The 26,206-nt window shown below is 72.0% G+C and carries 25 protein-coding genes and 1 pseudogene; 10 read left to right on the top strand and 16 right to left on the bottom strand.

Annotation, left to right across the window (positions count from 1 at the left end; all coding sequences use genetic code 11):
- Positions 1-14: 14 nt before the first annotated feature.
- Positions 15-641: a TetR/AcrR family transcriptional regulator gene (locus tag ADL22_RS17000; RefSeq protein ID WP_066979563.1), complete on the bottom strand. Its 627-nt coding sequence runs from the start codon at positions 639-641 to the stop codon at positions 15-17.
- 85 nt (positions 642-726) lie between these two features.
- Here ADL22_RS17000 and ADL22_RS16995 point away from each other — a divergent pair, with 85 nt between their 5' ends.
- Positions 727-2,088 (top strand): flavin monoamine oxidase family protein, encoded by a 1,362-nt coding sequence (locus ADL22_RS16995; protein ID WP_066979559.1) that lies wholly within the window; start codon positions 727-729, stop codon positions 2,086-2,088.
- 199 nt (positions 2,089-2,287) lie between these two features.
- Here ADL22_RS16995 and ADL22_RS16990 read toward each other — a convergent pair whose 3' ends face one another.
- Both ADL22_RS16990 and ADL22_RS16985 read right to left on the bottom strand, forming a co-directional pair.
- Positions 2,288-2,809, bottom strand: a complete 522-nt coding sequence (locus tag ADL22_RS16990; RefSeq protein WP_066979556.1) for a GNAT family N-acetyltransferase — start codon at positions 2,807-2,809, stop codon at positions 2,288-2,290.
- Between the two features lie 254 nt (positions 2,810-3,063).
- Positions 3,064-3,906, bottom strand: a complete 843-nt coding sequence (locus tag ADL22_RS16985; RefSeq protein ID WP_066979554.1) for an alpha/beta fold hydrolase — start codon at positions 3,904-3,906, stop codon at positions 3,064-3,066.
- Between the two features lie 124 nt (positions 3,907-4,030).
- Here ADL22_RS16985 and ADL22_RS16980 point away from each other — a divergent pair, with 124 nt between their 5' ends.
- The 4 genes from ADL22_RS16980 (at position 4,031) to ADL22_RS16965 (ending at position 7,263) form a co-directional block, all read left to right on the top strand.
- Positions 4,031-4,843 carry a helix-turn-helix domain-containing protein gene (locus ADL22_RS16980; RefSeq protein ID WP_079064197.1) on the top strand — a complete coding sequence of 271 codons (813 nt, stop codon included), beginning with the start codon at positions 4,031-4,033 and terminating at the stop codon, positions 4,841-4,843.
- 364 nt (positions 4,844-5,207) lie between these two features.
- Positions 5,208-5,825, top strand: coding sequence for a DUF6230 family protein (locus ADL22_RS16975; RefSeq protein WP_066979552.1), 618 nt, complete (start codon positions 5,208-5,210; stop codon positions 5,823-5,825).
- A gap of 1 nt (position 5,826) precedes the next feature.
- On the top strand, positions 5,827-6,285 hold the full coding sequence (locus ADL22_RS16970; protein ID WP_234430729.1) for a DUF6114 domain-containing protein: 459 nt from the start codon (positions 5,827-5,829) through the stop codon (positions 6,283-6,285).
- Positions 6,286-6,585: 300 nt separating this feature from the next.
- The gene (locus tag ADL22_RS16965) at positions 6,586-7,263 is read left to right on the top strand and encodes a hypothetical protein (protein WP_066979549.1); all 678 of its coding nucleotides are present in this window, start codon (positions 6,586-6,588) and stop codon (positions 7,261-7,263) included.
- Here the strand turns inward: ADL22_RS16965 and ADL22_RS16960 are convergent.
- The 3 genes from ADL22_RS16960 to bla (ADL22_RS16950) form a co-directional block, all read right to left on the bottom strand.
- Positions 7,253-7,837 carry a GNAT family N-acetyltransferase gene (locus ADL22_RS16960; RefSeq protein WP_079064196.1) on the bottom strand — a complete coding sequence of 195 codons (585 nt, stop codon included), beginning with the start codon at positions 7,835-7,837 and terminating at the stop codon, positions 7,253-7,255. The genes ADL22_RS16965 and ADL22_RS16960 overlap by 11 nt on opposite strands.
- Before the next feature lie 199 nt (positions 7,838-8,036).
- Complete coding sequence (gene bla, locus ADL22_RS16955) at positions 8,037-8,969, bottom strand: class A beta-lactamase (RefSeq protein WP_066979547.1); 933 nt, start codon at positions 8,967-8,969, stop codon at positions 8,037-8,039.
- 99 nt (positions 8,970-9,068) lie between these two features.
- Entirely contained in the window at positions 9,069-9,989 is a 921-nt protein-coding gene (gene bla, locus ADL22_RS16950) for a class A beta-lactamase (RefSeq protein WP_079064195.1), read from the bottom strand.
- A gap of 317 nt (positions 9,990-10,306) precedes the next feature.
- Between bla (ADL22_RS16950) and ADL22_RS16945 the strand changes: the two genes are divergently transcribed.
- The 3 genes from ADL22_RS16945 to ADL22_RS35765 all read left to right on the top strand — a co-directional run bounded on the left by ADL22_RS16945 (position 10,307) and on the right by ADL22_RS35765 (position 12,824).
- The gene (locus tag ADL22_RS16945; RefSeq protein ID WP_066979545.1) at positions 10,307-11,317 is read left to right on the top strand and encodes a LysR family transcriptional regulator; all 1,011 of its coding nucleotides are present in this window, start codon (positions 10,307-10,309) and stop codon (positions 11,315-11,317) included.
- On the top strand, positions 11,314-12,249 hold the full coding sequence (locus ADL22_RS16940) for a serine hydrolase (protein ID WP_066979543.1): 936 nt from the start codon (positions 11,314-11,316) through the stop codon (positions 12,247-12,249). The genes ADL22_RS16945 and ADL22_RS16940 overlap by 4 nt, the downstream gene beginning before the upstream one ends.
- A gap of 131 nt (positions 12,250-12,380) precedes the next feature.
- Positions 12,381-12,824, top strand: a complete 444-nt coding sequence (locus ADL22_RS35765; protein WP_066979541.1) for a DUF6479 family protein — start codon at positions 12,381-12,383, stop codon at positions 12,822-12,824.
- Positions 12,825-12,841: 17 nt separating this feature from the next.
- On the opposite strand, the pseudogene ADL22_RS36260 reads toward ADL22_RS35765, so the two are convergent.
- The 7 genes and pseudogenes from ADL22_RS36260 to ADL22_RS16905 all read right to left on the bottom strand — a co-directional run.
- Positions 12,842-12,946, bottom strand: a pseudogene (locus tag ADL22_RS36260) (GNAT family N-acetyltransferase); the annotation flags it as partial.
- 99 nt (positions 12,947-13,045) lie between these two features.
- On the bottom strand, positions 13,046-14,632 hold the full coding sequence (locus ADL22_RS16930; RefSeq protein WP_066979539.1) for a carboxylesterase/lipase family protein: 1,587 nt from the start codon (positions 14,630-14,632) through the stop codon (positions 13,046-13,048).
- A gap of 82 nt (positions 14,633-14,714) precedes the next feature.
- On the bottom strand, positions 14,715-15,380 hold the full coding sequence (locus ADL22_RS16925; protein ID WP_079064194.1) for a maleylpyruvate isomerase N-terminal domain-containing protein: 666 nt from the start codon (positions 15,378-15,380) through the stop codon (positions 14,715-14,717).
- A gap of 50 nt (positions 15,381-15,430) precedes the next feature.
- The gene (locus ADL22_RS16920; RefSeq protein ID WP_066979534.1) at positions 15,431-16,249 is read right to left on the bottom strand and encodes an SDR family NAD(P)-dependent oxidoreductase; all 819 of its coding nucleotides are present in this window, start codon (positions 16,247-16,249) and stop codon (positions 15,431-15,433) included.
- A 165-nt stretch (positions 16,250-16,414) separates the two neighbouring features.
- Positions 16,415-17,779, bottom strand: a complete 1,365-nt coding sequence (locus ADL22_RS16915) for a hypothetical protein (protein ID WP_066979530.1) — start codon at positions 17,777-17,779, stop codon at positions 16,415-16,417.
- A 293-nt stretch (positions 17,780-18,072) separates the two neighbouring features.
- Entirely contained in the window at positions 18,073-18,660 is a 588-nt protein-coding gene (locus tag ADL22_RS16910) for a hypothetical protein (RefSeq protein ID WP_066979528.1), read from the bottom strand.
- Complete coding sequence (locus ADL22_RS16905; protein ID WP_066979525.1) at positions 18,660-20,315, bottom strand: helix-turn-helix domain-containing protein; 1,656 nt, start codon at positions 20,313-20,315, stop codon at positions 18,660-18,662. Before ADL22_RS16905 ends, ADL22_RS16910 begins: the two co-directional genes overlap by 1 nt.
- Before the next feature lie 272 nt (positions 20,316-20,587).
- On the opposite strand from ADL22_RS16905, the gene ADL22_RS16900 reads away from it, so the two are divergent.
- Together ADL22_RS16900 and ADL22_RS16895 are read left to right on the top strand one after the other, a co-directional pair.
- Complete coding sequence (locus ADL22_RS16900; protein WP_066979522.1) at positions 20,588-21,781, top strand: FAD-dependent oxidoreductase; 1,194 nt, start codon at positions 20,588-20,590, stop codon at positions 21,779-21,781.
- A 227-nt stretch (positions 21,782-22,008) separates the two neighbouring features.
- Positions 22,009-22,842, top strand: a complete 834-nt coding sequence (locus ADL22_RS16895; RefSeq protein ID WP_066979519.1) for an oxidoreductase — start codon at positions 22,009-22,011, stop codon at positions 22,840-22,842.
- 81 nt (positions 22,843-22,923) lie between these two features.
- Here the strand turns inward: ADL22_RS16895 and ADL22_RS16890 are convergent, their stop codons facing one another.
- The 3 genes from ADL22_RS16890 to ADL22_RS16880 form a co-directional block, all read right to left on the bottom strand.
- A complete protein-coding gene (locus tag ADL22_RS16890) occupies positions 22,924-23,682 on the bottom strand; it encodes a class I SAM-dependent methyltransferase (RefSeq protein WP_079064193.1) in 759 nt (252 codons plus the stop codon).
- Positions 23,683-23,841: 159 nt separating this feature from the next.
- Entirely contained in the window at positions 23,842-24,528 is a 687-nt protein-coding gene (locus tag ADL22_RS16885; protein ID WP_324615569.1) for a response regulator transcription factor, read from the bottom strand.
- A gap of 62 nt (positions 24,529-24,590) precedes the next feature.
- Complete coding sequence (locus ADL22_RS16880) at positions 24,591-25,679, bottom strand: sensor histidine kinase (protein ID WP_159048681.1); 1,089 nt, start codon at positions 25,677-25,679, stop codon at positions 24,591-24,593.
- Positions 25,680-26,206: the final 527 nt, after the last annotated feature.

Genomic DNA, 26,206 nt, shown 5'->3' with positions numbered 1-26,206 from the left:
GAGGCGTTGGGTGGTCAGGTGGTGGGGCGTGCGGCGTCGGGGTCGGAGTCGGGGTTGAGGACCAGGCCGCCGAGGAGGTCCTGTACGAGGTGGGCTGCCTGGAGGCGGGCTCGGGCGGGGGTGGGGGATTCGGTTATGGTCAGGGAGAGTTCGGTCAGGGCGCCGTAGAACGCTCTGGTGAGCATTTCGGCCGGGTGCGGCTTGATGAGGGCGGCGTCGAGCAGGGCTCGTACCGCGTCGCGGACCAGGCCGCCGAGGTGGTGCTGGTCCAGTTCGCGCCAACGTTGCCAGCCCAGGGCGATCGGGCCCTGCAGCAGCACGATGTGCCGGTAGACGGGGTCGGCGCAGACGTCGAGGAACTCCGCGACGCCGCGGTCGACGCGCTCGAACGGGTCGGGGGCGGAGCCGATCGCCGTTCTGATGCGGTCCGCGGCCTTGCGTTCGATGTCCTCGAAGACCGCCTCGAACAGGCCGCGTTTGCCGTCGAAGTGGTGGTAGAGCGCGCCGCGGGTGAGGCCGGCGGTTCGTACGAGTTCCTCCGCCGGCACGTCCGCGTACCCGCGCTCGGAGAACAGGCGCATGGCCGTTTCCAGCAGGGTCCGGCGCGTGTTCTCGACGTATTTCTCCCGCAGTGATTCCATGCGCAAGGGATAGCACATACGGTTCGCACTCCAGATACATCGTGTATGGGAGGGGCTGAGTGGTCATGAGGGGTGGGGTGTTGTCGTGAAGGAACGGTCGGCGGAGGTTGTGGTCGTGGGTGCCGGGGTGGCCGGGCTGGTGGCCGCGCGGGACCTGGTCCGGGGCGGGGCCGAGGTGGTGGTGCTGGAGGCGCGCGAGAGGGTCGGCGGGCGGGTGCTGAACGACGAGCTGCCCGGCGGCGGGCCCATCGAGGTGGGCGGGCAGTGGGTCGGGCCGGGCCAGCATCGTGTGCTGGCGCTCATCGAGGAGTTGGGGCTGAGCACGTATCCCACGTACGACGACGGCCGGCACATCGCCGAGTTCGGAGCGTCCCGCTCGCTCTACACCGGGCGGATCCCCAAGGTGAATCCGGTGGTGCTGGCCGATATCGCGCAGACGCAGCTGCGCCTGGATCGCGCGGCGCGCCAGGTCGCGGCGGCGGATCCGTGGCGGGCGAAGGGCGCCGGGGAGCTGGACGCGCAGACGTTCGCGACCTGGCTGCGGCGCACCGCTCGTACGGCGCGCGGCCGCAGGTTCTTCCGGGTGGTGACGGAAGGGGTGTTCTCCGCGGAACCGGAGGACATGTCCGCGCTGTGGGCCGCCTTCTACGTCGGTGCCGCGGGCGGTCTGGACGCGTTGATCAACGTTACGGGCGGGGCCCAGCAGGACCGCGTCACCGGAGGGTCGCAACGTATCGCGCTGGCCCTGGCCGAAGAGCTCGGCGATCGTATCGTGCTCGGCTCGGCCGTTACCGAGATCGAGTGGCAGGGCTCGGGGGTGCGGGTGGGGACCGGCGGCGGCACCGCCGTGCGCGCCCGCCGCGCCGTGATCGCGGTGCCGCCGCCGCTCGCCGCGCGCATCCGCTTCAGCCCGACGCTGCCCGGCGACCGCGACCAGCTCGTCCAGCGGATGCCGATGGGCCGGGTCATCAAGGTGAACGTCGTCTACGACGAGCCGTTCTGGCGCCGCGCGGGCCTCAGCGGCCAGGCGAACAGCGACCGGCGGCCCCTGGGGACCGTCTTCGACAACACTCCGCCGGACGGTTCGCCCGGGGTGCTCGTCGGCTTCCTCGAGGGGCGGCACGCCGACACCGGTGCGCGTATGGAGCCCGCTGACCGCCGCCGGCACGTGATCAACGACCTCGTCGGGTACTTCGGGCCCCGCGCCCGCGACCCCCTCGCCTACATCGAACGCGACTGGGCCGAGGAGGAGTACAGCCGCGGATGCTACGGAGCGTTCACCGCACCGGGCGCACTCAGCCGCTTCGGGCCGGCCCTGCGCGCCCCGATCGGCCCCCTGCACTGGGCCGGCACCGAAACCGCCACCAGGTGGGCCGGCTATATGGATGGGGCGGCGGAATCAGGCCATCGGGCTGCTGAGGAGGTTCTGCGTCGCCTGTTGTCCTGATGCGCTTGGGGGCTGGGGGTGCTGTCTTCTCAGTCCCTCCCCGTGTCTGTCCTATTCTCTGCGTCGGCGCTGTGCCTCTGTCCTTGCCCTGGTCGTCCCTGTCCTGTCCTGCGCTGCCCGGCGCTGCCCTGCGCAGCGCTGGTCCGCTCTGCTCCGCGACGTTATGGACCGGTCGGCGATATGCCGCCGATCCAACGCATCACCGTTCGTCACCGTTCGGCCTCGTGATTCTGAACTGGGCCGTGGCTTCCTCGGTGGACCAGCGGTGGAAGCCGGCCTTCTCCAGTACGCGGATGGAGGCGGGGTTCGACAACTCCACGGTGGCGGACACGGTATGGACCCCGGGGGCGGCCAGGGCGAAGTCGGCCAGTGCCTGGGTCGCCTCGGGGGCATAGCCCCGGCCGCGGCGGGACGCCACGATGCCGTAGCCGATCTCGACGGTGCCCTGGCTGGGCGGCCAGAACAGGCCGATCGAACCCACCACCAAGCCGCTGTCGCGCTCGATGATCAGACGGTGGCCGTGTTCGCCGAGCCAGGCAGGGTTGGTCTCGAAGAGGCCCGCGATGACGCGGTCGCCTTCGGCGGGGAAGTCGTCCGCCCAATGGGCCGGCCGGTCGTCGTCGAGGACCGCGGTGGCCTCGGCCGGGGTCCAGGGCCGGAGGATCAGACGGTCGGTGGTCAGCTGGGCGTGGGCAGGGGGAGGGGGAGGGGATGAAGTCACTTGTGGTTCCTGGGCGTTGGGGTGGGCGGGCGGCCGCGCTCTGCTCGGCGTGCGGGGTGGCACAGGGCAGGGTGGAAGCGGCTGACGACGGCCGTCGTCGCCCTTCCCGTTCCCCGGTCACGCGTCTCTTGCCGTGGACGGCGTGACGGTAGCAACCTCTCCCCCGCCTGGGCAAAGCATTTCCAGGCAGGGACAGACACCCCCGAAACCGCGGCCGGCCGCCTTTTGCGAGGAGTGGGTGTGAAGGGCTGTGCTTACTCGGGGAGGTCGTTCATGAAGGTGAGGAGTTCCTTGTTGTAGCGGTCAGGGTCGCTCATGTGGAGGCCGTGGCCCGCGCCCTCGATCACGACGAACGTGGAATGGGGAAGCAGGGCATGGGTTCTCCGGCCGGTGTGGTCGAGAGGAGCCGAGCGGTCGGCGTCGCCCTGAATGACCAGCGCGGGAACGGTGACCTTGGTGAGGTCCTCGCGCAAGTCGGCGTTGACGCACGTCTTGTTGGTGGACAGCAGGATCTGCAGCGGGGTGTCGAAGAACTGGCGGCTGGTCCAGTCACTCAGCCCCGCCGATACCTGGTAACCGGGTCCGAACCACTCCGTGCTCGACGTGGCCGCGACGAAGGCGCCGATGTCGCGGCGCATCAGCGTGCGGACCGCCTCGGCGGCCGCTGCCTGGACGGGGCCTTCCGGGTTGTCGTCCGTGCGCAGCAGGAACGGTGTGGTGGGCGCGCTCAGGACGATCCCCTTGACTCGTCCCGGTCGCTGTGTTCCGTGGCGTACCAGGTAGCGGACGGTCTCGGCCGCGCCCATGGAGTGGCCGACCAGCACGGCGCCGCGCAGGTCCAGGTACGCGAGCAGGTCTGCCAGGTCGTCGGCGAGGCGGTCGAGGTCGTAGCCCTGGCCAGGCACATCGGAACGCCCGCGGCCGCGCCGGTCGAAGGCGACGCACCGCATACCGGCGGCGAGGAAGGCGGGGATCTGGTAGTTCCACATCCCGCTGTTGAAGGCCCAGGCATGTACGAACACGACGGGGGGCGCCTCGGCTGCCCCCGCTTCCGCGTAGAAGAGACGGGTGCCGTCGGTGGTGTCGAAATAGGGCATGGGTGAGGTCCTCTCCCAGTCATAGGGCCGGCGAACTCGGCCATCGTGGGGCCGTCGGGGACCGCGAGGCGAATACCTGGCAGGTACTCGTTTCCCGGCGCTCGGCGGGATAGCGTCGCGGTTCGTGACCACTGGGACCGCTGTGACCGTTGGGGAACTGATTCGCCGGCGCCGGGGCCTGGCCCGGCGCAGACAGCTGGATCCGGCGCACGAGATCGGGATTTCGCCACGTCACCTGAGCTTCGTCGAACTGGGCAAGTCGAACCCCAGCCGTGCCCTGCTCATGGCGCTCGCCCGCCATCTCGACGTGCCGTTGCGCGAGCGGAACGACTGGCTGCTGACGGCCGGTTACGCTCCCCGTTATCCGGAGACGCCGCTGACCGATGCGGGGCTGTCCCGCGTCCGGGCCTCGTTGCAGACACTGCTGGACGCGCACGAACCATTCCCCGGGGCCGCGATCGACCGGCAGTGGAATGTGCGGCTCGCCAACGCGGCCGGGCGCCGGCTGATCGCGGGCATCCCGGAAGAGATCCGCGGCGTGCCGACCGATATCTTCCGCACCGCGCTCCACCCCGACGGCCTCGCCCGCCGCACCCGCAACTTCCCGCAGTGGTCCGCCCACTTGCTCGGTCGCCTGGACCGGGCCGTCGTCCGGACCCAGGACCCCGCCCTGGCCGCACTCGCCAACGAGATCGCCACCTGGCCGGACATCCCTGAACGCCGGTGCTGGAGCCAGCTGTCCCCCGACGGCGCGGCCGACGACCCGGTGCTGACGTGGCGGGTGGAAGTCGGTGGGGAGGAGTTGTCGATGTTCCCCATGATGAGCACGTTCGGGACGCCCGCGGACGTCACCCTGTCGGAGTTGTCCCTCGAGCTGTTCTTCCCTGCCGACGAGGCGACGGAGGTTGCTCTGCGGCGCTTTGCGGCGCGGAGTTGACGATTCGTCATGCCGGATGGCCGGCCGGGCGCACAGTCGGCCGAAAAGCAGTGCACGCGTCTCCTTGTCAGGGGGTAACGCCGGAATTACATTCAACTGGCGAGTAACACCCTTGGTAACAGCGGTAGTTCGGTGTGCGGGGCGGTGGTGCTGCGAGCGCCGTACGCCCGCTTGTATGTCGGCAGCTCGGTGCGTAGGGGCCTCGGCGGGTAGGTGCGTCGGGGTGTCCCTGGAGCAGCCCTGCGCCCTCGCGGTGGGCTTGGCCTGCCCCCGGGCGCAGCGCCGGGTGCTTGTACGCCGCCTCCGCCGGATCCTCGCCACGTTCGACAGCGCGACCATCAGACTCGTCAAAAGGGGACACGTCGTGAAGGACGCAGACGGCAGACATGTCACGGGACGCATCAGCTGGCGAAGGTTCGCCGTGCTCGCCGTCCCGGCCATCGCCGGTACCGCCGCCCTGGGCATCGCCCTGGCCAACGGGGCGCTCGCGGCCTCGTTCGCGGTCTCCGGGCAGCAGTTCAAGGTGTCCGCGGACAGCCTCACGGGCGACGGCTTCGCCCAGTACGGCAGTGTGGACGCCAACGCACGGGGCGATCTGCTGCCGGTCGCCGTCACCGCCATCAAGTCCGCCGAGCTGCACAGCCTGTGTCAGTCCGTCGTCACGCACCTGCCGGTCCTCGGTGACATCTCGCTCAATCTGACGGCGGGGAAGGGCGAGCCCGTCAAGGCCACCAACCTCTTTGTGGACGCCACCCAGCTCGCCGGCAACGCGTCGTTCCACCACATCGAGATCGGCCGGGACGCCTCCACGCTCACCAAGGGACCGGACGATGCCCAGGGCCTGCAAGATCTCTTCGCGCAGCAGGCCGACGACGTCTCCATCAGCCGCCTGCGGCAGACCGCCTGGGCGACCAACGCCGGCACCTTCCGGCTCACCGGCCTGAGCATGAAGATCTCCAAGGGCACGAAGGAATGCTTCTGACATGGGCGCCGCCCAAGCCCGGGCCCGTTGGCGGCGCTGGCGCCGGGGCCGTCCGTTCTGGGGCGGGCTGGCGGCGGTGCTGGCCGGGGCGGAGATCTGCGCCCTGCCGCTGGCCCCGCTGAAAATCATGCTCCAGCAGGGCATCGCCGGGATTCCGTCGGTTCTGATGGGACTGGTGATGATCGTGATGGGTCTGTCGGCGTGGTTCGCCCCGTACTACCGGGGACTGGCCGGCGTCCTCACCGTCGTGGGCGCCATGGCCGCGCTGGTGATGTCCAACCTCGGCGGCTTCCTGGTCGGAACCGTGCTCGGCATTCTCGGCGGGGCGTTGATCTTTGCCTGGCAGCCGGTGGAGCCCGAAGGGATGGGTGGAGTCGGCGCCGGGAATGGGGACGCTGTGGAGGGCCAGGGCGGTACCGGTGCGGCCGGCGAGACCGTGGACGTCCGGTCCGGGCGGTGAGGTAGCCCTCTCGGCGGGCGTTCCCTCTCCCCCTCATCTCCCCTCTGTTCCGGGCGAGTTCGTACGCCGTTCGGTGTCGTGTCGTCAGTGGGAGGCCGGTGCCGCCGCCCCATCCCCCTCCCAGGCACTCGTACGTACGCCCCATATCCGTACGCATCCAGCCACTGGTGCGCCGTCGCGCGCCCCCGCGCCACTGACGCGACACCGCACCGCACTCCCCCACCGCACCTCCCCCACTGCACCACTTCCCCCTCGCACGGCCCGGGCCCCCGGGCGCACACCCCCACGAAGGAGACAGTGATGACACAGCACCTGCCCCGCACCGTGATCACCGTGTCGGCCGGGATCGCGGCGGCCCTCGGGCTCTGCCTGGCCGCGACCGGGCCGGCGACCGCGAGTGCCGCCGGCGGCGCGCGGGTCGCCGCGGCCTCGACCACCGTGACGCCCGCCGGGCACGCCTTCAGCGCGGCGCTCAGCGGTACGGCGACGTTCTCGGCCGGCTCGGTGACGGTGACCTGTTCCGTTTCCAGCTCCAGTGGCACGGTCCCGGCCGCGCCAGGCAACTCCAACGCCTCGGGGCCGGTGAGCAGCGCCATCTCCGCGCCCACGTACAGCTCCTGCACGACGAGCATGCCGGGCGTCAGCGCGACCATCACCACGTCCGGCAGTTGGACCGTCTCCATGCAGAACGGCACGACGGTGACAGCCGCGCTGGCCATGCCCACGGCCGGTTTCGTCCTGAAGACCAGCGGGCTGGCCAGCTGTACGGTGACGGCTGCGCCGACGGCGGCGGCGACCGTCAACGGCACCTGGGCGAACGGCTCGCCCTCGACCCTGAAGTTCACCGATGCCGCGGTGCCGGTGAAGGTGGTGGGCGGTTTCGGCTGCCCGACGACCGCGACCAGCTCGAAGTTCAACGCCACGTACAAGGTGACTGACACGACGGATCCGGCGTCGCGCATCACCGTCACGGGCTGAGGAAGCGGGTCTCTCGGCCACCTTGCCGCCGGCGGCTCCGGCTCGTCGGCGGCAGCGGTCCGTCGAGGCTCCGCTGCCACCGGATCTCGCCTTCGTGCCGTTCCCCGGTGGGAGTGAGCCCGGCAGCGGCGGCGACGGCGGCGGATGCCTGGTGTTCGGGGTAGATGTGGGCGATGACGGTTGGTATCGGGTGCCGGCTCAGCCAGTCGACAAGCGCTCGGGCGGCCTCGCTCGCGATGCCGCGCCCCTGCCACGGGGTCCCCACCACCCAGGCGATCTCGGCAACGTGGCCGTGGCCGGCCGGTGCGATCGTGGCCTGGACCGTACCCGCCAGGCAGGAATCCGCGCGGAGGCGGATCACCCAGTTCAGCCAGGAGATTGCTGGGTCGGGAGAGCCCGCGGTCAGGCGTTCGTAGCGCGAGCGCAGGGTTTGCGGGGTGGCCGGGGTGCCGCCGATGAAGGTGTGCAGCGCCGGGTCGGAGAGCACCGCGGCCATCTCTTCGGCGTGGCCGACGTCGAGCGGCAGCAGGTCCAGACGTGCGGTGGTGAGGGTTTCGGCCGTGAAGGTGCTCATGCGGCGCCTGCGGTACGCGGCCGGGCCGATCCGTGGGGACGGCGCGAGGGGGCAAGGGCGAGGCTCTTCATAGGGCGATCTTCGCAGGTGGTCGTCAGCCGGTGGGGCGGAACCACGATATGGGCGCCTGAGGCTGCGGTCGAGCGACCAAATGACATTGGGTGGTGGTGAGTTGGCCTGGGGGGAGCGGCTTCCTGCGTCAGGTGGTGAGGGCGGCGACGAGGTGGGTTGTGGTTTCGGCGAGGAGGGCGTCTTGGGGCGGGGTGGAGTAGCCGGGGCGGTCGGACTGGAGGGCGATCACGAGGGGTGCCATGTGCGGGGGCCAGATGATGGCGACGTCGTTGGCCCGGCCGTAGTCGCCGGTCCCGGTTTTGTCGGCCACCGTCCAGCCTGGCGGCAGGCCGGCCCGGATGCGCCGGCCGCCGGTGGCGTTGCGTACGAGCCAGTCCTTGAGCAGGGCGTGCTTGGCCGGCGGCAAGGCGTCCCCGAGGAGCAGTCGCTGGTAGTCGGCGGCGAGGGCGCGGGGGGTGGTGGTGTCGCGGGGGTCTTCCGGGCGGTCGCGGTTCAGTTCGGGTTCGTAGCGGTCCAAGCGGCTGGTTCGATCGCCCAAGTCTCGCAGGTAGGCGGTTAGTTGGGACGGTCCGCCGAGGTCTCGGAGCAGGAGGTTGCCGGCCGTTCCGTCGCTGTAGCGGATGGCGGCGTCGCAGAGTTCCCTGAGCGTCATACCGGTCGCGATGTGGTGCTGGGTGATCGGTGAGATGGAGTTGATATCGCGTGCGGTGTAGGTGATGCGCTGGTCGAGGTGGCTGAGCGGGTTGTGGTGCAGGACGGCCGCGGCGGCCAGGGCCTTGAAGGTGGAGCAGAAGGCGAAGCGCTCGTCCGCGCGGTAGGAGATCGTGGCGCCGGTGCCGGTCGCCACGGCGTGGACGCCGAGCCGGGCGCCGTATTTCCGTTCGAGGGAGGTGAACTGGGCTGTAACGGCTGGGGAGTTGGCCGGGTTGGCTGCGCGGCGGCTCGGTGTCGGTGCGGGCTGGGCCGGGGGTCGGTGGCCTTGGGTGCAGCCGGTCAGGGGGAGGAGGGCCGCGGCGGCCAGGAGTGCGCGGCGGGACGGGTCGGGCCGGCCAGCGGGCATAGGGGGTACCTGCTTTCGACGGTCGACGGTTGGCGGGGAGAGTGGGGTGGCGGGGCGGGACGGGTGGGCCTGGTGTGCCTGGTACGCCGCGTGGGGACGTTACTCGCCGGGGGCGAGGGTGTCGGCGATGACGCGGGCCGCGTCCGCGACCAGGGCGTTGTCCACCGGGGCGTCCTTGGTGGGTTTCGTCGACAGGACGGCGAGGACGATCGGGGTGTGCCTGGTGGTCCAGGCGACGCCGATGTCGTTGGCGGACGCGTAGGACCCGGTGCCTGTCTTGTCGGCGACGGTCCAGGTGTGCGGCAGGCCGGCGCGGAAGCGCTCGTCGCTGGTGGTGTTGCCCTTGAGCCAGGCGACCAGGCGTTCCCGGTCGGGGGCGGTCAGCGCCCGGCCGAGGGTGAGCTGTTCGTAGCTGCGGCAGATCGCCTCGGGGGTGGTGGTGTCGCGCAGGTCGCCGGGGATGGCGGTGTTGAGGTCGGGTTCCCAGCGGTCGAGCCGGGTGACCGGATCGCCGATCGACCGCAGGAACGCCGTGAGGCCGCCGGGGCCGCCGATCTGGCGGAGCAGGAGGTTGCCGGCCGTGTTGTCGCTGTACTGGATGGCGGCGCCGCACAGGTCGCGCACGGCCATGCCGGTGTCGACGTGCTCCTCGGTCCTGGGTGAGTTCGGCAGGATGTCGGTGGGCGGGTAGTGGATCACCTTGTCCATCGGTGCGCAGTGTGCCTGGTCGCGCAGGACCGCGGCGGCCGCGATCGCCTTGAACGTCGAGCACATCGCGAACCGTTCCTGCGCGCGGTGGGCGATGACCTGCCCGGTCCGGACGTTGCGGGCGTAGACGCCCAGGCGCGCTCCGTAGCGGTGCTCAAGGTCGCTCAAGTGGCTGTCCAGGGAGCGGCGTTGGCGGGAGCCGGTGGCCGCCCAGGCAGTCGCGGACGGGCTGGTGGCGGCGAGGAGGGCGGTGGAGGCGGCGAGGCCGGCCTTGAGCAGGCCGCGCCGGTGGAGCGGGGTGGCGTTGGGCATGTGCGGAGGTCTCCCGGTTCGTCGGTGGGGCGTCGTTCGTCGGTGGGGCGTCGCGGTCGTTCGTCGGGCCGCTTCGCTGCGGTCGTTCGTCGCGGATATTGGTTGCGGTGATTCGATGCGGTGATTCGACGCGGTGCTTGGTCGCGGTCGGTCGTCGCTGTTCTTCGCCGCAGGCGTTCGTCGGGGCCGTACGCCGGGGTCCTCGACGTCCGGCCCGTGCGCGGCGCGGCGTCGAGGGGGACAGCGAAGCAGGCGGACGCCTCCCATGTCCAAGAGTAAAGATTGAAGGCCCCATAACTTCTTGATATGACTCCAGCGTGGACCTACTCGCGCACCTTGATGCCTACGTAGCGGCTGTCGACGAGGCGAGCTTCTCGCGCGCGGCGGAGCGGCTGGGGATCGCCCAGCCGCTGCTCAGCCGGCGTATCAAGACACTGGAGGAGCACTTCGAGGGCCAGTTGTTCGACCGGTCCCGGCGCCAGGTGGCCGCCACCGAGCTGGGCCTTCTCCTGCTGCCGTACGCCCGGGAGGTGCTGGACCGGGCCCAGCGGCTGCGGCATGTCGCCCGGTCGGCCAGGCAGTCGGCGGTGCGTGCGGTCGGGGTGCCGGCGGACTGCGGCCCGGACGCGCTGGCCCGGATCATCCGCGCCGGCGCCGAGCACGGCACCACGTTCGGTGTCCGGGAGCTGCCGCCGGAGGAGCGCGAGGCGGGCCTGGCCGACGCCTCGCTGGCGTACGCGCTGGTACGCGTTCCCCCGGAGAACGCCGGGCTGCGCGTGCCGTTGGGACTGGCGTCCGCGCCGCCGGACGCGCCGGGCGGGGGCCGCTCGGCGGTGCCTGGGGAGCGGCCGCGGACGCGTCGGCACGCCGTTCACCTGGAGGATCTGCGGCCGCGGCGCGGCGGTGGTACGCGGCCGGGGCGGGTCGCGGCGGTGCCGGTCCTGGCCATGGCGGAGGAGCACGTCCCCTACGCGCGGGACCGGTTGCGGCGGGCCGTGGCGCGGGCGGGGCTGCCGGAGGCGATGGTCCGGTCGGCCGGGCCGACGGCGACCGCGCTGGCCGAGACCCTCGCCGGCCAGGCGATGCTGCTGTGCGCGGAGCCGTTCGCCCGGCGGCACGGGGCGCGGTGGGCGCCGCTGGCCGATGCCTCGCTGCACCGGGGGTACGACGTGCGGGCGGCGCACCGTGACCGGGGGCCGGCACAGGTGCCGCCCTGGCTGGTCGGGCTGCTGGCCGCGGCGGTCGGTGCCGCGACGGGCGAGCCGGCCGTGGCGGCCGCCGAGAGCGCGGGCGAGGACGCCCCGTCCCGGCTGGCGGCGCGCGGATGACCGCCCGGCAGACACCCGCTCCGGTCTGCGTCGCCGATGACGCGGAACTGTTCGACGCCGCGGAGGCGATCGCCGCGGAGTGGGCGGCCGTCGGGGCCCGCGGCTCCTTCCTGGCCAGGCACCTCGGCACCGGCGAGCAACTCGGCTTCGGCATCGGGGAGTTGGTGCCGCTGGCGTCGGTGGCCAAGGTGCCGCTCGCGCTCGTCGTCCTGGAGCGGATCGCCTCCGGTGAGCTCGACGCGGCGCGGCCGGTCGTCCTCAGCCCCACCGCGAGCAGCGTCGGGCCGACCGGACTGGCGGCGTTCCGGCATCCGGCCACCGTGGCGATCGGCGACCTGCTCCACATGATGCTGTCGGTGAGCGACAACGCCGCCGCCGACGCGCTGTTCGACCTCGTACCGGTGGCGGAGGTGGACGCGCAGCTGCGCGCCTGGGGCTGTGCGGGCATCCGTATGCGCCACCGGATGAACCGGATGTACGAGTGCGCCGCCGGTGCCGCGGGCAACGACTTCTCGCTCGCCCTGGAGCTGGCGCTGCGCGAGGACCACGTGGGGCGCCATCCCATCGAAACGCTGGATCCGGCCCACGCCAACGTCGGGACCGCCAGCGGTCTGGTCGATCTGCTGGCGCGGGTCTGGCGGGACGACATCGCCCATCCGGAGGCCACTGCGGAGCTGCGCCGCCTGATGGGGCAGCAGGTGTACACCCAGCGCCTGGCCAGCGAACTGCGGGCGGACACGCTGCGGGTGAGCGGCAAGACAGGCACGTTCCTGCATCTGCGGCACGAGATCGGCGTGGTGGAGTCCGAGGCCGGCGACCGGGTGGCGATGGCCGCCCTCACCCGCTCCGGCCGCCGCGCCGGACTCGCACCGGACATCGACCTGGCCATCGGCGCCGGGGCCCGGCTGGCCTTCGAGGCGCTGCGGGGGTGAGGGGGTGCGGGGGCGCCGGGCCGGCATGTGGGAGCGTGGGGCCCGCCACTCCCCGCAGGCGACACGCCATTGCTTGCTCCGCTGCCCGTATCCCGGTGCTTGTTCCCGCAGGTGGCGGGTATCCGGCCGGCATGGAGACCGTGACTGCCGGAATGACCACATTGGGTATGGGAATGAAGACGTGGGGTGTTGGGATGAAGTCTTTCGGTGCCGGAATGGCGGCGCATCCGTCCACCCACCTGGCCGCTGCGCACGGGACGAGCGGCGCGCTGTTCACGATCGTCGGGGTTGTGGTCGTCGCCCTGCTGATCGCGGCGTTCGTCTGGGGCCGGCGCGTCAGGCAGCGTGAGCCGGGCCCGCCCCACCCCGAATCCCACCCGCGGCTGCCACACGGCGAGCCGGTGGGCGACGTCCTGGAGCGCCGCGAGCCCGACGAACTGCCGCGGTCGACGCACCGGCGCAAACCGTACGAGCTGAAGGGCGACGGCATCGAGTCCCGGCGCAGCGAGGGGCCTGGGCCGGGTGGGGGGCCTGCCTCGGGTGAGGGGCCCGCTACCGGTGATCGGCGAACGTGAGGGTCGGCCTTGGCCCGTTCCGAGTCCACGTGGAGCCAGGCGCAGTGCCCGGCACGTGCTGCTCCGGCCGCGGTTGCGACGAGCGCGGCGCCCACTCCCCTCCCCCGGTACTGCCTGGCCACCGCCGTGTCTTCTCGACGTCGCCCCGCCACTCGTACATGATCTCCACGCCGCCGATCGTACGAACCCGGTGAGAGTGCCTGGTCAGCGGCCGGGCGGGATCAGGCCGTGGCCGGTGGTTGGGGGTCGGCGGACGGGCCGCCGGGGCGGGGCATCCGCAGACCTTCCCAGAGCTGGCGGGTGGCGCTGCCCGGGTCCTCGCGGAGCTGCGGGGCGCCGTCGCCCAGGCGCATGACCTGCCGGCGTTCGGCGTACGCGGGCCAGGGCGGCAGGGTGCCGCCGGGGGTGCGGGGTGCGACGCCCGTGGTGCCCCTCCCGCCGGGATGGCCGGTCCGGGCGAAGGAGGTCCATGCCTGGCGCATGGCGTCGGAGAGGGCCTGCGGGGCACCGGGGCCGGCCAGCGGGTGGGTGAGGTTGCCGAAGACGTAGCCGAGTTCCGCGGTGTGGCAGGCGCCGAGGGCACCGTCGAGGACGGGCGTGGGGCGGGCGAATTCGTAGACGAAGGTTTCCGCGCCGTGCCTGGCGCGCGCCTCGGCGACGCGGAGGGCCGGGATCCGGTAGGCCTGGTCGCTCATGGCCGCGGAGAGCAGGTCGCCGGGCGTCGCACCGGGCCGCGCGGCGGCGTAGACCTCGCGGGCCCGACCGGGGTCGAGACCGAACCCGGTGAGAAAGCCGTGCAGGATGCCGTCCGTGATCCGCGGGCCGATTCCCAGCGGGACGAGGAAGAGCCGGAACTCCTCACTGGTCGTGCCGGTGAGCAGGTCGATGTCCCGGCCCGCGCCGCCCGCGAGCGCGTCGATGGGGCGTTGGGGAAGGGTGGTGCCGTCCACGACGGGGAGGACGGTGGTGCCGCCGCCCGCCGATTCGCCCCACTGACTGGGATCACTGGCCTGGGCGATCTCCCGGCCCAGGGCGCTGTCCGCGGCGATCAGCCGCTCGGGCGGTACGGCGGCCAGGCCCTCGCGGGTCGGTTCGGCCCCCGCGAGCGCGGCCAGGCGCTCGGTGACGCGCCGCGCGATCTCCTCGGGGTGACTGTGGTGGCCGGCGCCGCTCTGGGTGATCGCGCGGCGGAACAGTCCCCTGGCCCGGTCCATGGTCATCAGCGCGGTGATGCTGATGGCGCCGGCTGACTGGCCGAAGACGGTGACGTTGTCCGGGTCGCCGCCGAAGCCGGCGATGTTGTCGCGCACCCATTCCAGGGCGGCGATCTGATCGAGGAGGCCGAGGTTGGCCGTGCCGTCGGGCAGCAGGAGGAAACCCTCCGCGCCCAGGCGGTAGTTGAGGGTGACGCATACGACGCCGTCTGCGGCGAGCCGGGCGCCGTCGTAGGAGGGCAGGGAGCCGGCGCCGTTGCGGAACGCGCCGCCGTGGATCCACACCATCACCGGCAGCCCTCCCCCGGTACGGCCGGGGGCCGGCGTCCACACGTTGACGTTCAGGCAGTCCTCGCCCGGCGCGGGCGCTTCTTCCAGCAGCCCGGCCATGGCGGGGACATAGCCCGGCTGCGGCGCGGACGGGCCGGGAGCGAACGCGTCCCGCACGCCCGTCCACGCCTCGGCGGGCTCCGGGGGCCGCAGCCGCCGCGGGCCGAACGGCGGCGCCGCGTAGGGGATTCCCAGGAACGCCGTCACCTCACCCGCGCGGCATCCGCGGACCTGGCCTGCTGTGGTGGGGACGGTGACGTGCATGGGGCCTCGCTACGTTGTCGATCTTCCTGACCCACTGTCACCGCTCCCTGCGGGCGGGGCAACCGGTTTTAGCGTGTCTCAGTCACCCGTTTCCGCGCGGAGCGCCGTACCAGCGCCAGTCACTCCGGCGCGGCCGGTCGGGCGTGGCGATGCGTCCGGTGGCCCACAGCAGGGTGGTCGAGGCGCTGCCGGTGCGGGGGACGTCCGGGAAGAGTCTGGCGAGGGCCCGGTGGCTCAAGTCCTCCGGCGGGTGCCCGTCGCGCCCCAGCCCCTCGGCGATGTCGTACGTGTGGACAAGGGTCTCGACGACGCCCATGGCCGCGAAGCCTTCCGGATCGGAGGCGCCGAAGACGTGCGGGGCCAACACCGTGGGAGGGGCGCTGTCCACGGCCATCGCGAGCAGTCCGCCGCATGCCTGGACGACGGTGAGCAGTCCCTCGGGGCCCGCCGCCGCGTCACCGAAGATGACGTTGGCGGGCCCTTCGGGACGATCGGTGGAGATGCGCAGCGGAACGCGCGGGGCGTCCATCGGCCGCGCGAGCCCGAAGCGGAGGGCGTAGGTGAGCAGGTCGTCCGCGAGGTGTTCCAGGGTCTCCCAGCACGTCCACTCCAGGTCGCCGGCCGCCGCACGCCACTGGGCGGCCGGCGCGCCGGCGAGGGTGGTGACACAGTGCGCGACGGCCGCGCGGACGTGCTCTCCGAGCACGAAGGGCGTGGGGTGTGTTGCGGTGCGTTCGGAAGTGCTCATTGGGGAAGGCTACTGGGGTGGGGCGGGGCCCTGAGCTGGGCCGCCCCCAGTCACTCTCGCGGCACCCGCGGCTCGATGCGGAAGTCGAACGCGGCGACTCCGGGATCGTACGCGGTCACTCCCCCGTCCACCGTCAGCACCGCACCGTTCACGTACGACGCGGCGGGCGAGAGCAACCAGGCAATCGCCTCGGCGACCTCTTCCGGGTCACCGGGGCGGCCGGCGGGGGTCAGCCGCGTCGCCTCGGCATAGGCGGCGTCGGTGCCGCCGGGCAGCGCGGCCTCCTCCGCGAAGCGGGCCATCCGCCGGTCGGCCATCTCCGTACGCACCCAGCTCGGGCAGACGATGTTGGAACGCAGGCCCTGCCGGCCGTAGTCGACGGCGAGGGAGCGGCACAGCTGGAGCAGTGCCGCCTTGGACGTCGCGTAGGCCGCGTTGCTCCTGCCGTTGCGGAGCGCGGAGACCGAGGCGACCGCGACGACCGCGCCGCGGGCCGCCAGCAGGTGCGGCAAGGCGGCCCGCAGGAGCAGGAACGGGCCGGTGAGGTTGGTCCGCATGAGCGCGTCCCAGTCCTCAACTGCCATATCGCCGACCGCGCCGCCGCGCCCGATCCCGGCGTTGAGCACCACACCGTCCAGCCGGCCGTAGGTCCGCACCGCCGTCTCGACCAGTTCCTGTACGGCCTCGGGGTCGGCGGCGTCGGAGGGGTGCGCCAGGGCTCCCGTCTCCTCGGCGACGCGCCGCAGGGGCTCGGGACGCCGCCCGGACACCACGACGTGGTGCCCCGCCGCCCGCAGCAACCGCGCGGTGGCGGCGCCGATGCCCGTGCCACCACCCGTGACGATGACGACGCGCTGTGCTTCCGTCATGGTGACGCGCCTTTCGGAGTTGTGTGGGTTCCGTTCGGTTCCTACTCAACTGCGAGCTTACGGGGAGGTGTTGGTGCCGGGCCGGCCGGGGTCAGGGCCGGTCGGGGACGGCGGCTGATGCCCTGTGCGAGCGCGGGCACGGGCCGCGTTCGCATCCTGGGGGCCTCAGCTGGTTCCGCCGGCCTTGCGGTTGCCGCGTACGGCGACGACCGTCCCGGTCCCGAGGAGTACGGCGGCGGCGCCCGCGAGGGCGAGTTGCGGCGCGGCGGACGGTGCGCCGGTCGTGGCGAGGCTGCCCTTGGCCGCGTCGGCGGCCGGGACGGACTTGGTGGAGGCGGTGCCCTGCGCCGACACGTTCGACTTGTCCGCGCCGGAGGCGTTCGCGTCGGACGCGTGGGAGTTGGGCTGCGGCTTCGGACGGTCCTTGTCGTCGACCGTGCCGGGCTTGGCGTCGTCCACCGTGCCGGGCTTCTCGCCGGCCGGCAGCACCTCGAAGTCGTAGCGCTTCATCGGGCCGAGCACGCACGGGTTGTACTGGTCGGAGGCGTCGCCCGCGAGCAGGGCGAGGGCCTTCTCGGCCGGCGCCTGGGCCTCGATCGTCATCCGCATCCTCACATCGGTGCGGGCGCCGGGCTTCATGGCCTTGATGGCGGCGATGTAGGAGGGCCCCTGGCGGGCGTCCAGCGACTGCCAGTCGGAACCGTTGGACCACTGCACCTTCATGAAGTGCTGCTCCGCGTCCTTGGCCTGGAGCGCGATGAAGACCAGCGGGTCCACGTCGAGCGTGCGGTCGGTGCTGTTGGCCAGCGTGAGCGAGAAGTCGACCGTGCTGCCGGCGACGACCTTCGAGGGCAAGCCGTTCGCCAGTACGGTCAGGCCCTGCTCCCGTACGCACTTCTTGGCGGCGGCAAGTGCCTGATCAGCCGACTCCTTGGCCGTGCGGGCGTCGTCCAAGGCGTTGGACACCTTGGAATACTCCCGGAGCGCCGCGACACGCGCGTCGTCCCAGGACTTCCGGGCGTCGGCCAGCTCGGTGTGTGCCTGGGACTTCGCGGCCGCTGCCCGCTTGGCCCGCGCCTCGGCCTCGGTGAGTGCCGTGCGGGCTTCGGCCTTCGCGGCGTCGTCCGTGGCCGCGTCCAGCTTCGCCTGGGCGTCGGCGACCGCCTGGTCCGCGGCTGCCTTGCCGGCGTCGGCGGCCTTGGACGCCTTCTCCGCGGCGAGCAGGGCCGCCTTGAGAGGATGACTGCCCTCGTCCAGCGCGGCCAAGGTGGCCGTGAGCTTCTTCTGCCCGGCCTCATCGGCGGCGGCCGCTTCCTGGTACGCCCGATTCGCCTCTTCCGCGGCCTTCTGCAGTTCGGCGTAGGTCGGCTTGTGCGGAGTCCCGTTGTGCGCCTGGTTCTGTATCCGCCCCTGTGTCCGGGGCTGCGCCGCGGGCTTGGTGTCGGCGAAGGCGGAGCCCGTGGCGAGCAGGACGGTGGGCGCGGTCACGGCGGCGACGACGGCGGGCGCGACGGTGCGGCGAAGATTCATTGGAGCCTTTTCCTGGTCAGAGAGAAGGACGCCCGCCGCATAACGCGCGCGCTGCTGCTGATACGTGCGGGACACCTTGATCGTAAGACCGAAATAAGCACCAAAAGCAAGGAAGTTTTGACTTGTGGGAGCGCCCCTATCGACTACCAGGCCGGACAAATCGGGGCATTTATGGATAGTTGCGCCCGATATCGTAGGTTTTCTGTGATCTACCCAATGGGGCATTGAGGTCGACGGGCGGGGCGGGCGCGAGAGGACGCTCCCTCCCCGGCCCCTCCGCGCCTGTTGGGTCGTCAGGCTGCCCAGCCGACCGAGGACACGAAGGTGTAGGCGTCCCAGTCGGTGCCGAGGCCGCCTTGGATGATCTCGTCCCAGATCGCTTCGAGTTCGCGGGCGTCGTGGGAGAGCCAGGCATCGACGGTCCGGTCCCAGACCAGGCCGCGTACGTTGATGGAGCGCATTTCGACGTCGCGGCGGTGGCGGGTGGCGACCTGGGTCTGGTCGGCGGGATCGATCTCGATGCGGGTGCCGCGGCCGCGGTTGGCCAGGCGGCGCTTGAGGTCGGTGACGACGTTGCGGCGGCGCAGGTCCCAGTAGGCGTCATCCAGGCGGTTCAGGTTGGCTTTGCTGGGGGTACGTTCCTCGGCGAGCCAGGCGATCAGGGTGCGGGGGCGGACGGTGATGCCGGCGCGGTCCATGGCTTCATAGCCGGCGTCGGAGGCGGTGAGGTAGCGCAGGCGGGCGGCCAGGCCGCGTTCGGTGGTGATGGGCGATTCGACGCCGGTGACCATCTGGTCGACGCCTTCGGCCAGGACGACCCAGCCGGGCAGGGCGCGGGCGCCGAAGTGGCCGATGCGGCGCCAGCGGGAGTCCTGGGCCATCAGCGCACCACCTTCCCGACGGTGTACTCACCGGACGCCTTGGCGGTGTCGCTGTGCTTGATCTTCATCTGGGCCAGGCCGCGGCCCTCGGTGAAGACCTGACGCCAGTCACCGGTGACGTGCAGTTCGTCGGTGCCCATCATGGCGATGATCTCCAGGCCGGCCTGGTGGGCCTTGTATGCCTTGCCCCAGAGGTTGGCGTATGCCTGGCTGTGGATGAGGTGCATCCAGTCCGGGCGCTGGATCTCGCGGTTGTGGATCGACTCTCCCATCGTGGAGATGAACTTGGAGTACATCGCCTTCACATACGCCTCGGTGATCGCATCGCCCTCGGCCAGGGCGGTCTCCCGGGCGGCGGCCAGGACCTTGCGCAGGGCGTCGAGGAAGTTCTCCGTCGCGCCGGAGGTCCAGGATTCGTGCACGGTGGGCGGGTCGGTCAGGCCGTACTTGGGGCCGGACAGGCGCAGCAGGAGGCGCAAGGTGGCATCGGTGATCCACAGCGCTCCGGGCTCCTCGCGGTCGCCGAGGGGGTCGGGCAGGTGCGGGTGGGGCCACTGGGCGGGGGTGATCAGGTGGACGCCGGAACGCTTGGGATCCACGCCGTCGCTGCCGGTGTGGTGCTCCAGCTTGCCGATCGGCAGCCAGCACTTGAGCGCGGAGAGGTAGGCGGCGTTGGCGTCCAGGGCGGTGACGCGGATGTCACCGGGGGCCTTGAGGGAGTAGTGGGGGTGGTGGAAGTTGGGGCGGGCCTCCCAGATCTGGTCCGGCTCGCGCTTGGACGGCTTGTGGAGGATGTCGGGGAGGGAGGGGTAGGCGGTGTACTGGTAGCGGGCCGTCGCCCGGGTCTCCTCGAAGAGCCGCATCACATCCGGGATCGCCCGCTTCACCAGCGCCTGCAACGCGGCGTCCGCGTCCCCCTCGGCACGCTCCAACTCCTCGTGCACGGCCTGGGTGATCAGGCTGCTGGTCTCGGACTGGGCGCGGGCGGCGGAACGGGCCCGGCGCAGTGGACGTGCGGGAAGCGGGGCGGGGGTCGGGGCGGAGGCCGTTGTGGGGGCCTGGGTGGGGGGCGGTGCCTGGGCTGGGACGGGCGCCGGGGCCGGGGGCGTGACGGCGGTGGGAGTGGGCGCCGGGGCCGTGACGGCGGTGGGAGCCGGGGCCAGGGGCGTAGCCGTCGTGGGCTGGCACATGGCACCGGCGTGCAGGGGCCGGCCATCGGTGGACTGGAACGGGGTGACCACACCACAGCGGACGCACGGGCCAGGCGCGCCCTGGACGGCCAGACCGTCCGGACGCCAGGCGGTCTGAGCGGTGAGGTCCCAGGCAGCACCAGCGGGGGCGGCAGGCGGGTGCGCCCCGGCCCCCGGCTCCTGCGCGAGTGCCTGTGCCGGCGCCTGGGCCGGAGCGGGGTGGATCTCCGCGAGCCCCTCCAGCAACCGCAGGTACTTCATACGGCCAGGCGGCTGGGGTTCGGTGACGCCCGACTCCCAGTTGGCGATGGTCTGCCGTCCCACCCCCACCGCGGCCGCCACCTGAGCGCGCGAAAGCCCGGCCGCCTCCCGCAGCCGCAGACGCTCGGCCGGATCCGGCATCCGCGCCGCGAGACGCGCCTCTTCCAGCAGAGCCTCAACACTGTCGAGCTGGTCACCACTCATATGCCTAACCTACACCTTGCTGGGCAGCTCAGGACGTTCGGCTGGGCGTATGTTGGGCAGCGATTTGGCACCGAGAGGCGGCCGCGCCCCCAAAGCCGTTGACCGTCGGTCAACGCCCGTCAACGCCGGTCAACGCCGCACGCGACCCACGCAGCAGGCCAACGCACCAACAACTGACGGATGCACGCCAGTTCCTTCCCATAGGCGTCATCATTGGCCGGACCCATGAGGCAGAGCACACCGGACGTCTACAGAGCGGAGTGGTACGCGGCATGACCCACATACTGGTGATCGGCGGCGGCATCGCGGGTACGGCGACCGCGATGGCCCTGCACAAGGCCGGGTTCGACGTCACCGTGCATGAGGCCCATCCCGACACGGCCGAGGACATCGGCGCGTTCCTGACCCTGGCGAGCAACGGGATGCGTGCCTTGGCGCAGCTCGATGCCTCGGACGCGGTCGCCTCGGTCGGCTTTCCGCTGCGCTCGATGCGCGTGCTCGACGGCCAGGGCGCCGAGCTGGCGCACGTACCGCTGGGCGAGGCCGACGACGCGCGGCTGCGGTACCGGTGCCTGCGCCGGGGTGAGTTGAACGCCGCCTTGCAGGGTGAAGCGATGCGCCGCGGCATCGGCTTTTCGCACGGGACGCGGCTGGTGTCTGTCGAGAACGGGCCGGAGCAGGTGACCGCACATTTCGGTGACGGCAGCGTAGCGACCGGTGACCTGCTCATCGGCGCGGACGGGCTGAACTCGACCGTCCGGCGCTCGTTCGCCCCCGGTACGGAGCCCGTCTACGCGGGGCAGAGCGTGTTCTACGGCTACACCCGCAACGCGGTGGTGGCACAGGACACCGACCTCCTCACCATGGTGCGGGGCAGCACCGGCACGTTCGGCTACGCGCTCTCGCCGGACGGCGAAACCTACTGGTTCGCTCGGGTCACCGGTCCGGCCCTCGCCAGCGACGAACTCGGGCATCCCGCCCCCTCCCACTGGCGCGAACGCCTCGTTGAGTTGCTGCGCCAGGACGCCACTCCCGCCGCGGATATCGTCGCCTCCTCCAGCGACGGCATCATGGCCACCAACGCGACCGAGATTCCGCCAGGCACTCCGTGGCGTTCCGGCCGGACGCTGATCGTCGGGGACGCGGCGCACGCCGCGTCGCCGGCGACGGGCCAGGGTGCGTCGATGGCGTTGGAGGACGCCGTCATCCTCGCCAAGGCACTGCGGGACGCCCCCGGACCGGAGAGCGCGTTCGCTCTCTACGAGACGTGCCGGCGCCCGCGCGTGGAGCACAACACCACCGTCAGCGGCCAGATCTCCCGCGGCACCCGCACCCCACCGAGCACCGCCGCCGGCCGAACGCCGTCACCCTCGCCCCAACGCCCCGGTGACGACACGCTGGCCGCCCAACTGGATTGGGACGTCGACCTGCGCACCGTTACGACCACCACCCGCAACGCGGACTGACGGCATCGCCCTGACGGAAACGGGCCAACGGGCCAACGGGCCAACGGGCCAACGGGCCAACGGGCCAACGGGCCAACGGGCCAACGGGCCAACGATAGCCATCGGCTATCACAGATGTTCTTGGACAGGCGGCAAGCCATCCCGGCAAGCTTGGGCTCCAAGGGCGCAGGGCACCGAAGGCGCAAGGCCCCAAGGGCACAAGGCGCCACCGACGAAGGGTTGCGGCAATGAGCAGGGTATGGCTGGTCACCGGGGCGAGCAGCGGCTTCGGCAGGGCGATCGTCTCGGCGGCGGTGGCGGCCGGTGACACCGTGGTGGCGGCGGCTCGTCGTACCGCCGCGTTGGACGACCTGGTGGCGGCCCACCCGGGGCGGGTGTCGGCGTATCCGTTGGACGTCACCGACACCGCCGCGATCGATGCCGCGGTGCGGGAGATCGTCGAGCGCCACGGACGGATCGACGTCCTGGTCAACAACGCCGGCCGGGGGATGGTCGGCGCGGTCGAGGAGACCACCGATCAGGAGTTGCGGGAGCTGATGGATCTGCATCTGTTCGGTCCGGCGGCGCTCACGCGGGCCGTTCTTCCGCACATGCGCCGGCAGCGTTCCGGGGCCATCGTGCAGATGACGAGCATGGGCGGGCGGTTCGCGTTCGCCGGCGTATCGGCTTACTGCGCGACGAAGTTCGCGCTGGAGGGGCTGTCCGAGGCGCTCGCGGCCGAGGTGGCTCCGCTGGGGATCAAGGTGATGATTGTCGAACCGGGCGCGTTCCGTACCGGGTTCGCCGGCGCCGGTGCGCTCCAGATGTCTGCGGCGCTTCCGGCGTACGAGGAGACGGTCGGCCCGGTGCGGGAGACGCTGGCGGCCAGTGACGGCAAGCAGCCGGGCGATCCCGCGAAGGCCGCCGCCGCCATCCTCACCGCCCTCGATGCCGAGAACACGCCGCTGCGGCTGCCCCTGGGCAGTGACGCCGCCGATGCGATCGCCGCCCATCTGGACAGTTCCCGCGCGGAGTTCACTGCCTGGGAGAAGCTCACCCGCTCCACCGATTTCGACGCGTAGCGGAGCCCCTTGGTCAGCAGGAACAGAGCAGCCTGGCCGACAGGAGCCGGGCTGCCACCTCCTCCGCAACCGTCACCCGCCTCACTGGCGACCGGCTACCAGCAGATCCACCAGATAGGTCTCCTCCACCCGCTCGTCCGGGAACATCTCCCGCAGGCGCCTGCGTTCCTCCGCGAGGAAGGCGCGGTTGCGGGACTGGTCGAGGACGAGGAACGCCGAACGGGTGCTGATGTTGGCCAGGTGTGTGTCAAGGCCGATCACCCTGCTCCAACGCACCTGGCGACGGGTGACCCGTAGCCCGGACAGGCCGGCCAGGCGGATGGCGGTGTCGTCGTCGGGGCGGGTGGCAGGCTTCGGTTCCGTACCGCAGTGGTGGGCGATGCGGTCGTGCTGGGCGCGGATCCAGGGCACGTCGAAGGCGGTGGTGTTCCACCAGATCGCCAGCGTGCCGTCCCGCCGCAGGACGCGGAGCGCCTCCGGTACGGAGCGGGTGGGGTCGGTCCACTGCCAGGACTGGGCGTAGGTGAGGAGGTCGTGGGAGGCAGTGGCCAGCGGCAGGGCGTTGCCGTCGCCGCGTAGGACCGGTACGTCCGGCAGCGCCCGGCGGCACTGCGCGGCCATGGCGTCGCCGGGTTCGACCGCGATCACGTCGGCGCCGCGCTCGCGCAGCAGCGCGGTGGCGATCCCGGTGCCCGCGCCGACATCGGCCGCACGGGCCCCGGCCAGGCGCCGGCCCATGCATTCCTCGATGGCGTCGAAGACCGCGGGCGGGTACGAAGGCCGGCTCGCCGCGTACCGGGCGGCGGCCGCGTTGAATGAGTGGGCGCGTGAGGTGGGCATCCTTCCTCCCGGTCGGAGTTGGCAGGTTGGAGGGCCCATCAGATCACGCGGATGGCCGCCCTTCTGCGAGTTGACCTGGCGTTGACCGATTCACTCGGAGGCCGGTCAGCGGCTCGGCCACCGATCCGGCCAGCGGTTCGGCAGCGCCAGGAAACGCAGTCAGCGGTCGAAGGAAGTCCCTGTCGCTCCCTGTCGCCCCGGCACCAGTACCCCCGTTTCATACGCGACCACCACCGCGTGGGTCCGGTTGTCGGCGTTCAGTTTCGCCAGGACGTTCGCCACGTGGGTCTTGACCGTCTCCAGTCGTACCGCCATCCGCCCGGCGATCTGCTGGTTGGACAGGCCCTGGGCCATCAGCCGCAGGGTCTCCTCCTCCCGAGCGGTGAGGGAGGCGGCGCCGGTGCCGCCCACGCCCCGGGCCTGCGGTATCGGCTGCTGCTGGGCGGCGAGCCGCCGGACCGCGTCCGGAAAGAGGAGCGAGTCGCCCTGCGCCACCATCCGTACCACGTCCGCCAGTTGGGCAACGGGAGCGCGTTTGCGGATGAAGCCGTCGGCGCCGGCCAGCAGCGCGTCCCAGACATAGGTGTCGTTCTCGAAGGTGGTGATGACGACGACCTTCGGGGGATCGGCCAGTTCGGCGCGGAGCCGCTTGGTGGCCTGGATCCCGTCGAGCCGGGGCATCCGGACGTCCATCAGCACCACGCGCGGGCGCAGCCGCCGCACGAGCGGAAGGACCTCGGTGCCGTCCGCTGCCTCGCCAACCACCTCCAGGCCGGGCTGTACGGACAGCAGGGCGCGCAGGCCGGCGCGGGTCAACTCCTCGTCGTCCACCACGAGTACGGTCACCGGCGCCGCGGATTCCTCAGTGGGCTGGTGGCCAGGCAGGTCAGGGGTGGGGTGGGCGGCGTTCACGCGTGCGGCCCCAGGGGGAGGTCGGCGGTGACGTGCCAACGGCCGTCGCCGGTGGGGCCCGCGGACAGTTCTCCGCGCAGCAGCCGCACGCGTTCGCCGAGTCCGTCCAGGCCGTGGCCGGGGCGTGCGGTGCGGCCGGTGGGCGGCGGGGTGGGGAGCTGGTTGGTGACCGCCAGGCGCAGCCGGTCACCGCGGACGGCGACGTACAGACGGATGCCGTCCCTCGCGCCGTGCTTCAGCGCGTTGGTCAGGCTCTCCTGAAGGATGCGGTACGCCTCGCGGGAGACCGTGGCCGGTACGCGTCCCAGGTCGCCCTCCGTCTCCACGGCCGGCGCGGCGCCGGTCCGCCGGATCCGCTCGGTCAGCGCGCCGAGGTCGGTGAGGGCGGGCTGCGGCCGGGTCGGGGCCGGGGCCTCGCGCAGGATGCCGACCACGTGGTCGAGGTCGTCCATCGCCGCGCGGGAGGTCTCCTCGATGCTGCTGAGGGCGCGGCGGGCCGCCTGCGGATCGCGGTCCAGCAGCTCCTGCGCGACGGCTGCCTGGATGGTCGAGGCCGTCAGGGTGTGGCCGATGGAGTCGTGGAGTTCCTGGGCGAGGCGGTTGCGCTGGGCCAGCATCCTCGACCGGGCTTCGGCCGCGGCAGCCCGTTCCGCGGGGCCGGGGCCGAGGAGAACGGGCGCGAGGCGCCGCAGCAGCGCCGTCCCGGCCCAGACACACCCCGCGCCTACCAGCAGGAACGCCACCGCGGCCGGCAGGGTCCAGGCACCCGGCAGCCCGCGCGGCGCGGACGCGGTGAACCAGAACACGGCCACCTCGCCGTGGCCGCCCAGCCACACCGCCGGCAACATGAAGGCCGCCATCAGGCACAGACCCGTCACCGCCGCCACCACGCCACCGACCGCCGCGTGCACCGGCAACCAGGCCGCCGCCCGGGCCCGGTCACTCCACGAGCGGGGCGGACCGAGCGGCCGGGGCAGGTCCGTGCCCAGCAACCCGTTGGCCAGGCGCACCCCCGCACGCCGTACGCCGTGCGGCAGCCCCATCGCCCAGGCCGCGATGGCGAATCCGGCAAGGAGCACAGCCACCCGCGCCCCGCCCGGAAACCTGGGCGTCGCGGCGACAACTGCCATCCCCCAAGCAGGAATTCCCCCCACGGCACCCGCACAGGCATACAGCCACCCTCGCAGCTGGGCCCGCCCCGCCGTCCCACTGATCACTTCGCGCATGCCCCGCATGCTACGGATCCGCCCCGGCCCCCACCTCCCCCGATAGAGCCAGGCACCGCCTCGCACATGAGGGCCCCCGGCCGGTGGCTCAGTTGAGTGATGTGCCTGGTGGCGGTCGGTGGAACGGTGAGCGGCCTCGGCCCCGGTTCGCGGCCAGGAACCACCGAATCGCAGAGAGAGCGAAGCGCACCATGACGAGAACAGACGGACGAGACGACACGCGACGCGACGCGGCCAGGCGGGAGAAGTCCGAAGAGAAAACAATCCCCGGCCCGGCGACGCCCGCAGCGCCCGCAGCGCCGGCAACGCCCGCAACGCCCGCAACGCCCGCAGCGCCGGCAACGCCGGCAACGCCCGCAACGCCCGCAGCGCCGGCAACGCCGGCA

Origin of the sequence: Streptomyces sp. NRRL F-4489, from assembly GCF_001509485.1 — a bacterium.
Classification (GTDB): domain Bacteria; phylum Actinomycetota; class Actinomycetes; order Streptomycetales; family Streptomycetaceae; genus Streptomyces.
The sequence above is the reverse complement of the archived record's forward strand: the minus strand, read 5'-3'. Positions and strand labels throughout refer to the sequence as shown.

What these genes read in the sequence shown, in the direction of transcription:
- ADL22_RS17000 (WP_066979563.1), bottom strand. Translation starts at nt 641, where the DNA reads ATGGAATCACTGCGGGAGAAATACGTCGAGAACACGCGCCGGACCCTG.
- ADL22_RS16985 (WP_066979554.1), bottom strand. Translation starts at nt 3,906, where the DNA reads ATGCCCTATTTCGACACCACCGACGGCACCCGTCTCTTCTACGCGGAA.
- ADL22_RS16970 (WP_234430729.1), top strand. Translation starts at nt 5,827, where the DNA reads ATGGGCGCCGCCCAAGCCCGGGCCCGTTGGCGGCGCTGGCGCCGGGGC.
- ADL22_RS16965 (WP_066979549.1), top strand. Translation starts at nt 6,586, where the DNA reads ATGACACAGCACCTGCCCCGCACCGTGATCACCGTGTCGGCCGGGATC.
- ADL22_RS16960 (WP_079064196.1), bottom strand. Translation starts at nt 7,837, where the DNA reads ATGAGCACCTTCACGGCCGAAACCCTCACCACCGCACGTCTGGACCTG.
- bla (WP_066979547.1), bottom strand. Translation starts at nt 8,969, where the DNA reads ATGCCCGCTGGCCGGCCCGACCCGTCCCGCCGCGCACTCCTGGCCGCC.
- bla (WP_079064195.1), bottom strand. Translation starts at nt 9,989, where the DNA reads ATGCCCAACGCCACCCCGCTCCACCGGCGCGGCCTGCTCAAGGCCGGC.
- ADL22_RS16940 (WP_066979543.1), top strand. Translation starts at nt 11,314, where the DNA reads ATGACCGCCCGGCAGACACCCGCTCCGGTCTGCGTCGCCGATGACGCG.
- ADL22_RS35765 (WP_066979541.1), top strand. Translation starts at nt 12,381, where the DNA reads ATGGAGACCGTGACTGCCGGAATGACCACATTGGGTATGGGAATGAAG.
- ADL22_RS16930 (WP_066979539.1), bottom strand. Translation starts at nt 14,632, where the DNA reads ATGCACGTCACCGTCCCCACCACAGCAGGCCAGGTCCGCGGATGCCGC.
- ADL22_RS16925 (WP_079064194.1), bottom strand. Translation starts at nt 15,380, where the DNA reads ATGAGCACTTCCGAACGCACCGCAACACACCCCACGCCCTTCGTGCTC.
- ADL22_RS16920 (WP_066979534.1), bottom strand. Translation starts at nt 16,249, where the DNA reads ATGACGGAAGCACAGCGCGTCGTCATCGTCACGGGTGGTGGCACGGGC.
- ADL22_RS16915 (WP_066979530.1), bottom strand. Translation starts at nt 17,779, where the DNA reads ATGAATCTTCGCCGCACCGTCGCGCCCGCCGTCGTCGCCGCCGTGACC.
- ADL22_RS16910 (WP_066979528.1), bottom strand. Translation starts at nt 18,660, where the DNA reads ATGGCCCAGGACTCCCGCTGGCGCCGCATCGGCCACTTCGGCGCCCGC.
- ADL22_RS16905 (WP_066979525.1), bottom strand. Translation starts at nt 20,315, where the DNA reads ATGAGTGGTGACCAGCTCGACAGTGTTGAGGCTCTGCTGGAAGAGGCG.
- ADL22_RS16900 (WP_066979522.1), top strand. Translation starts at nt 20,588, where the DNA reads ATGACCCACATACTGGTGATCGGCGGCGGCATCGCGGGTACGGCGACC.
- ADL22_RS16895 (WP_066979519.1), top strand. Translation starts at nt 22,009, where the DNA reads ATGAGCAGGGTATGGCTGGTCACCGGGGCGAGCAGCGGCTTCGGCAGG.
- ADL22_RS16890 (WP_079064193.1), bottom strand. Translation starts at nt 23,682, where the DNA reads ATGCCCACCTCACGCGCCCACTCATTCAACGCGGCCGCCGCCCGGTAC.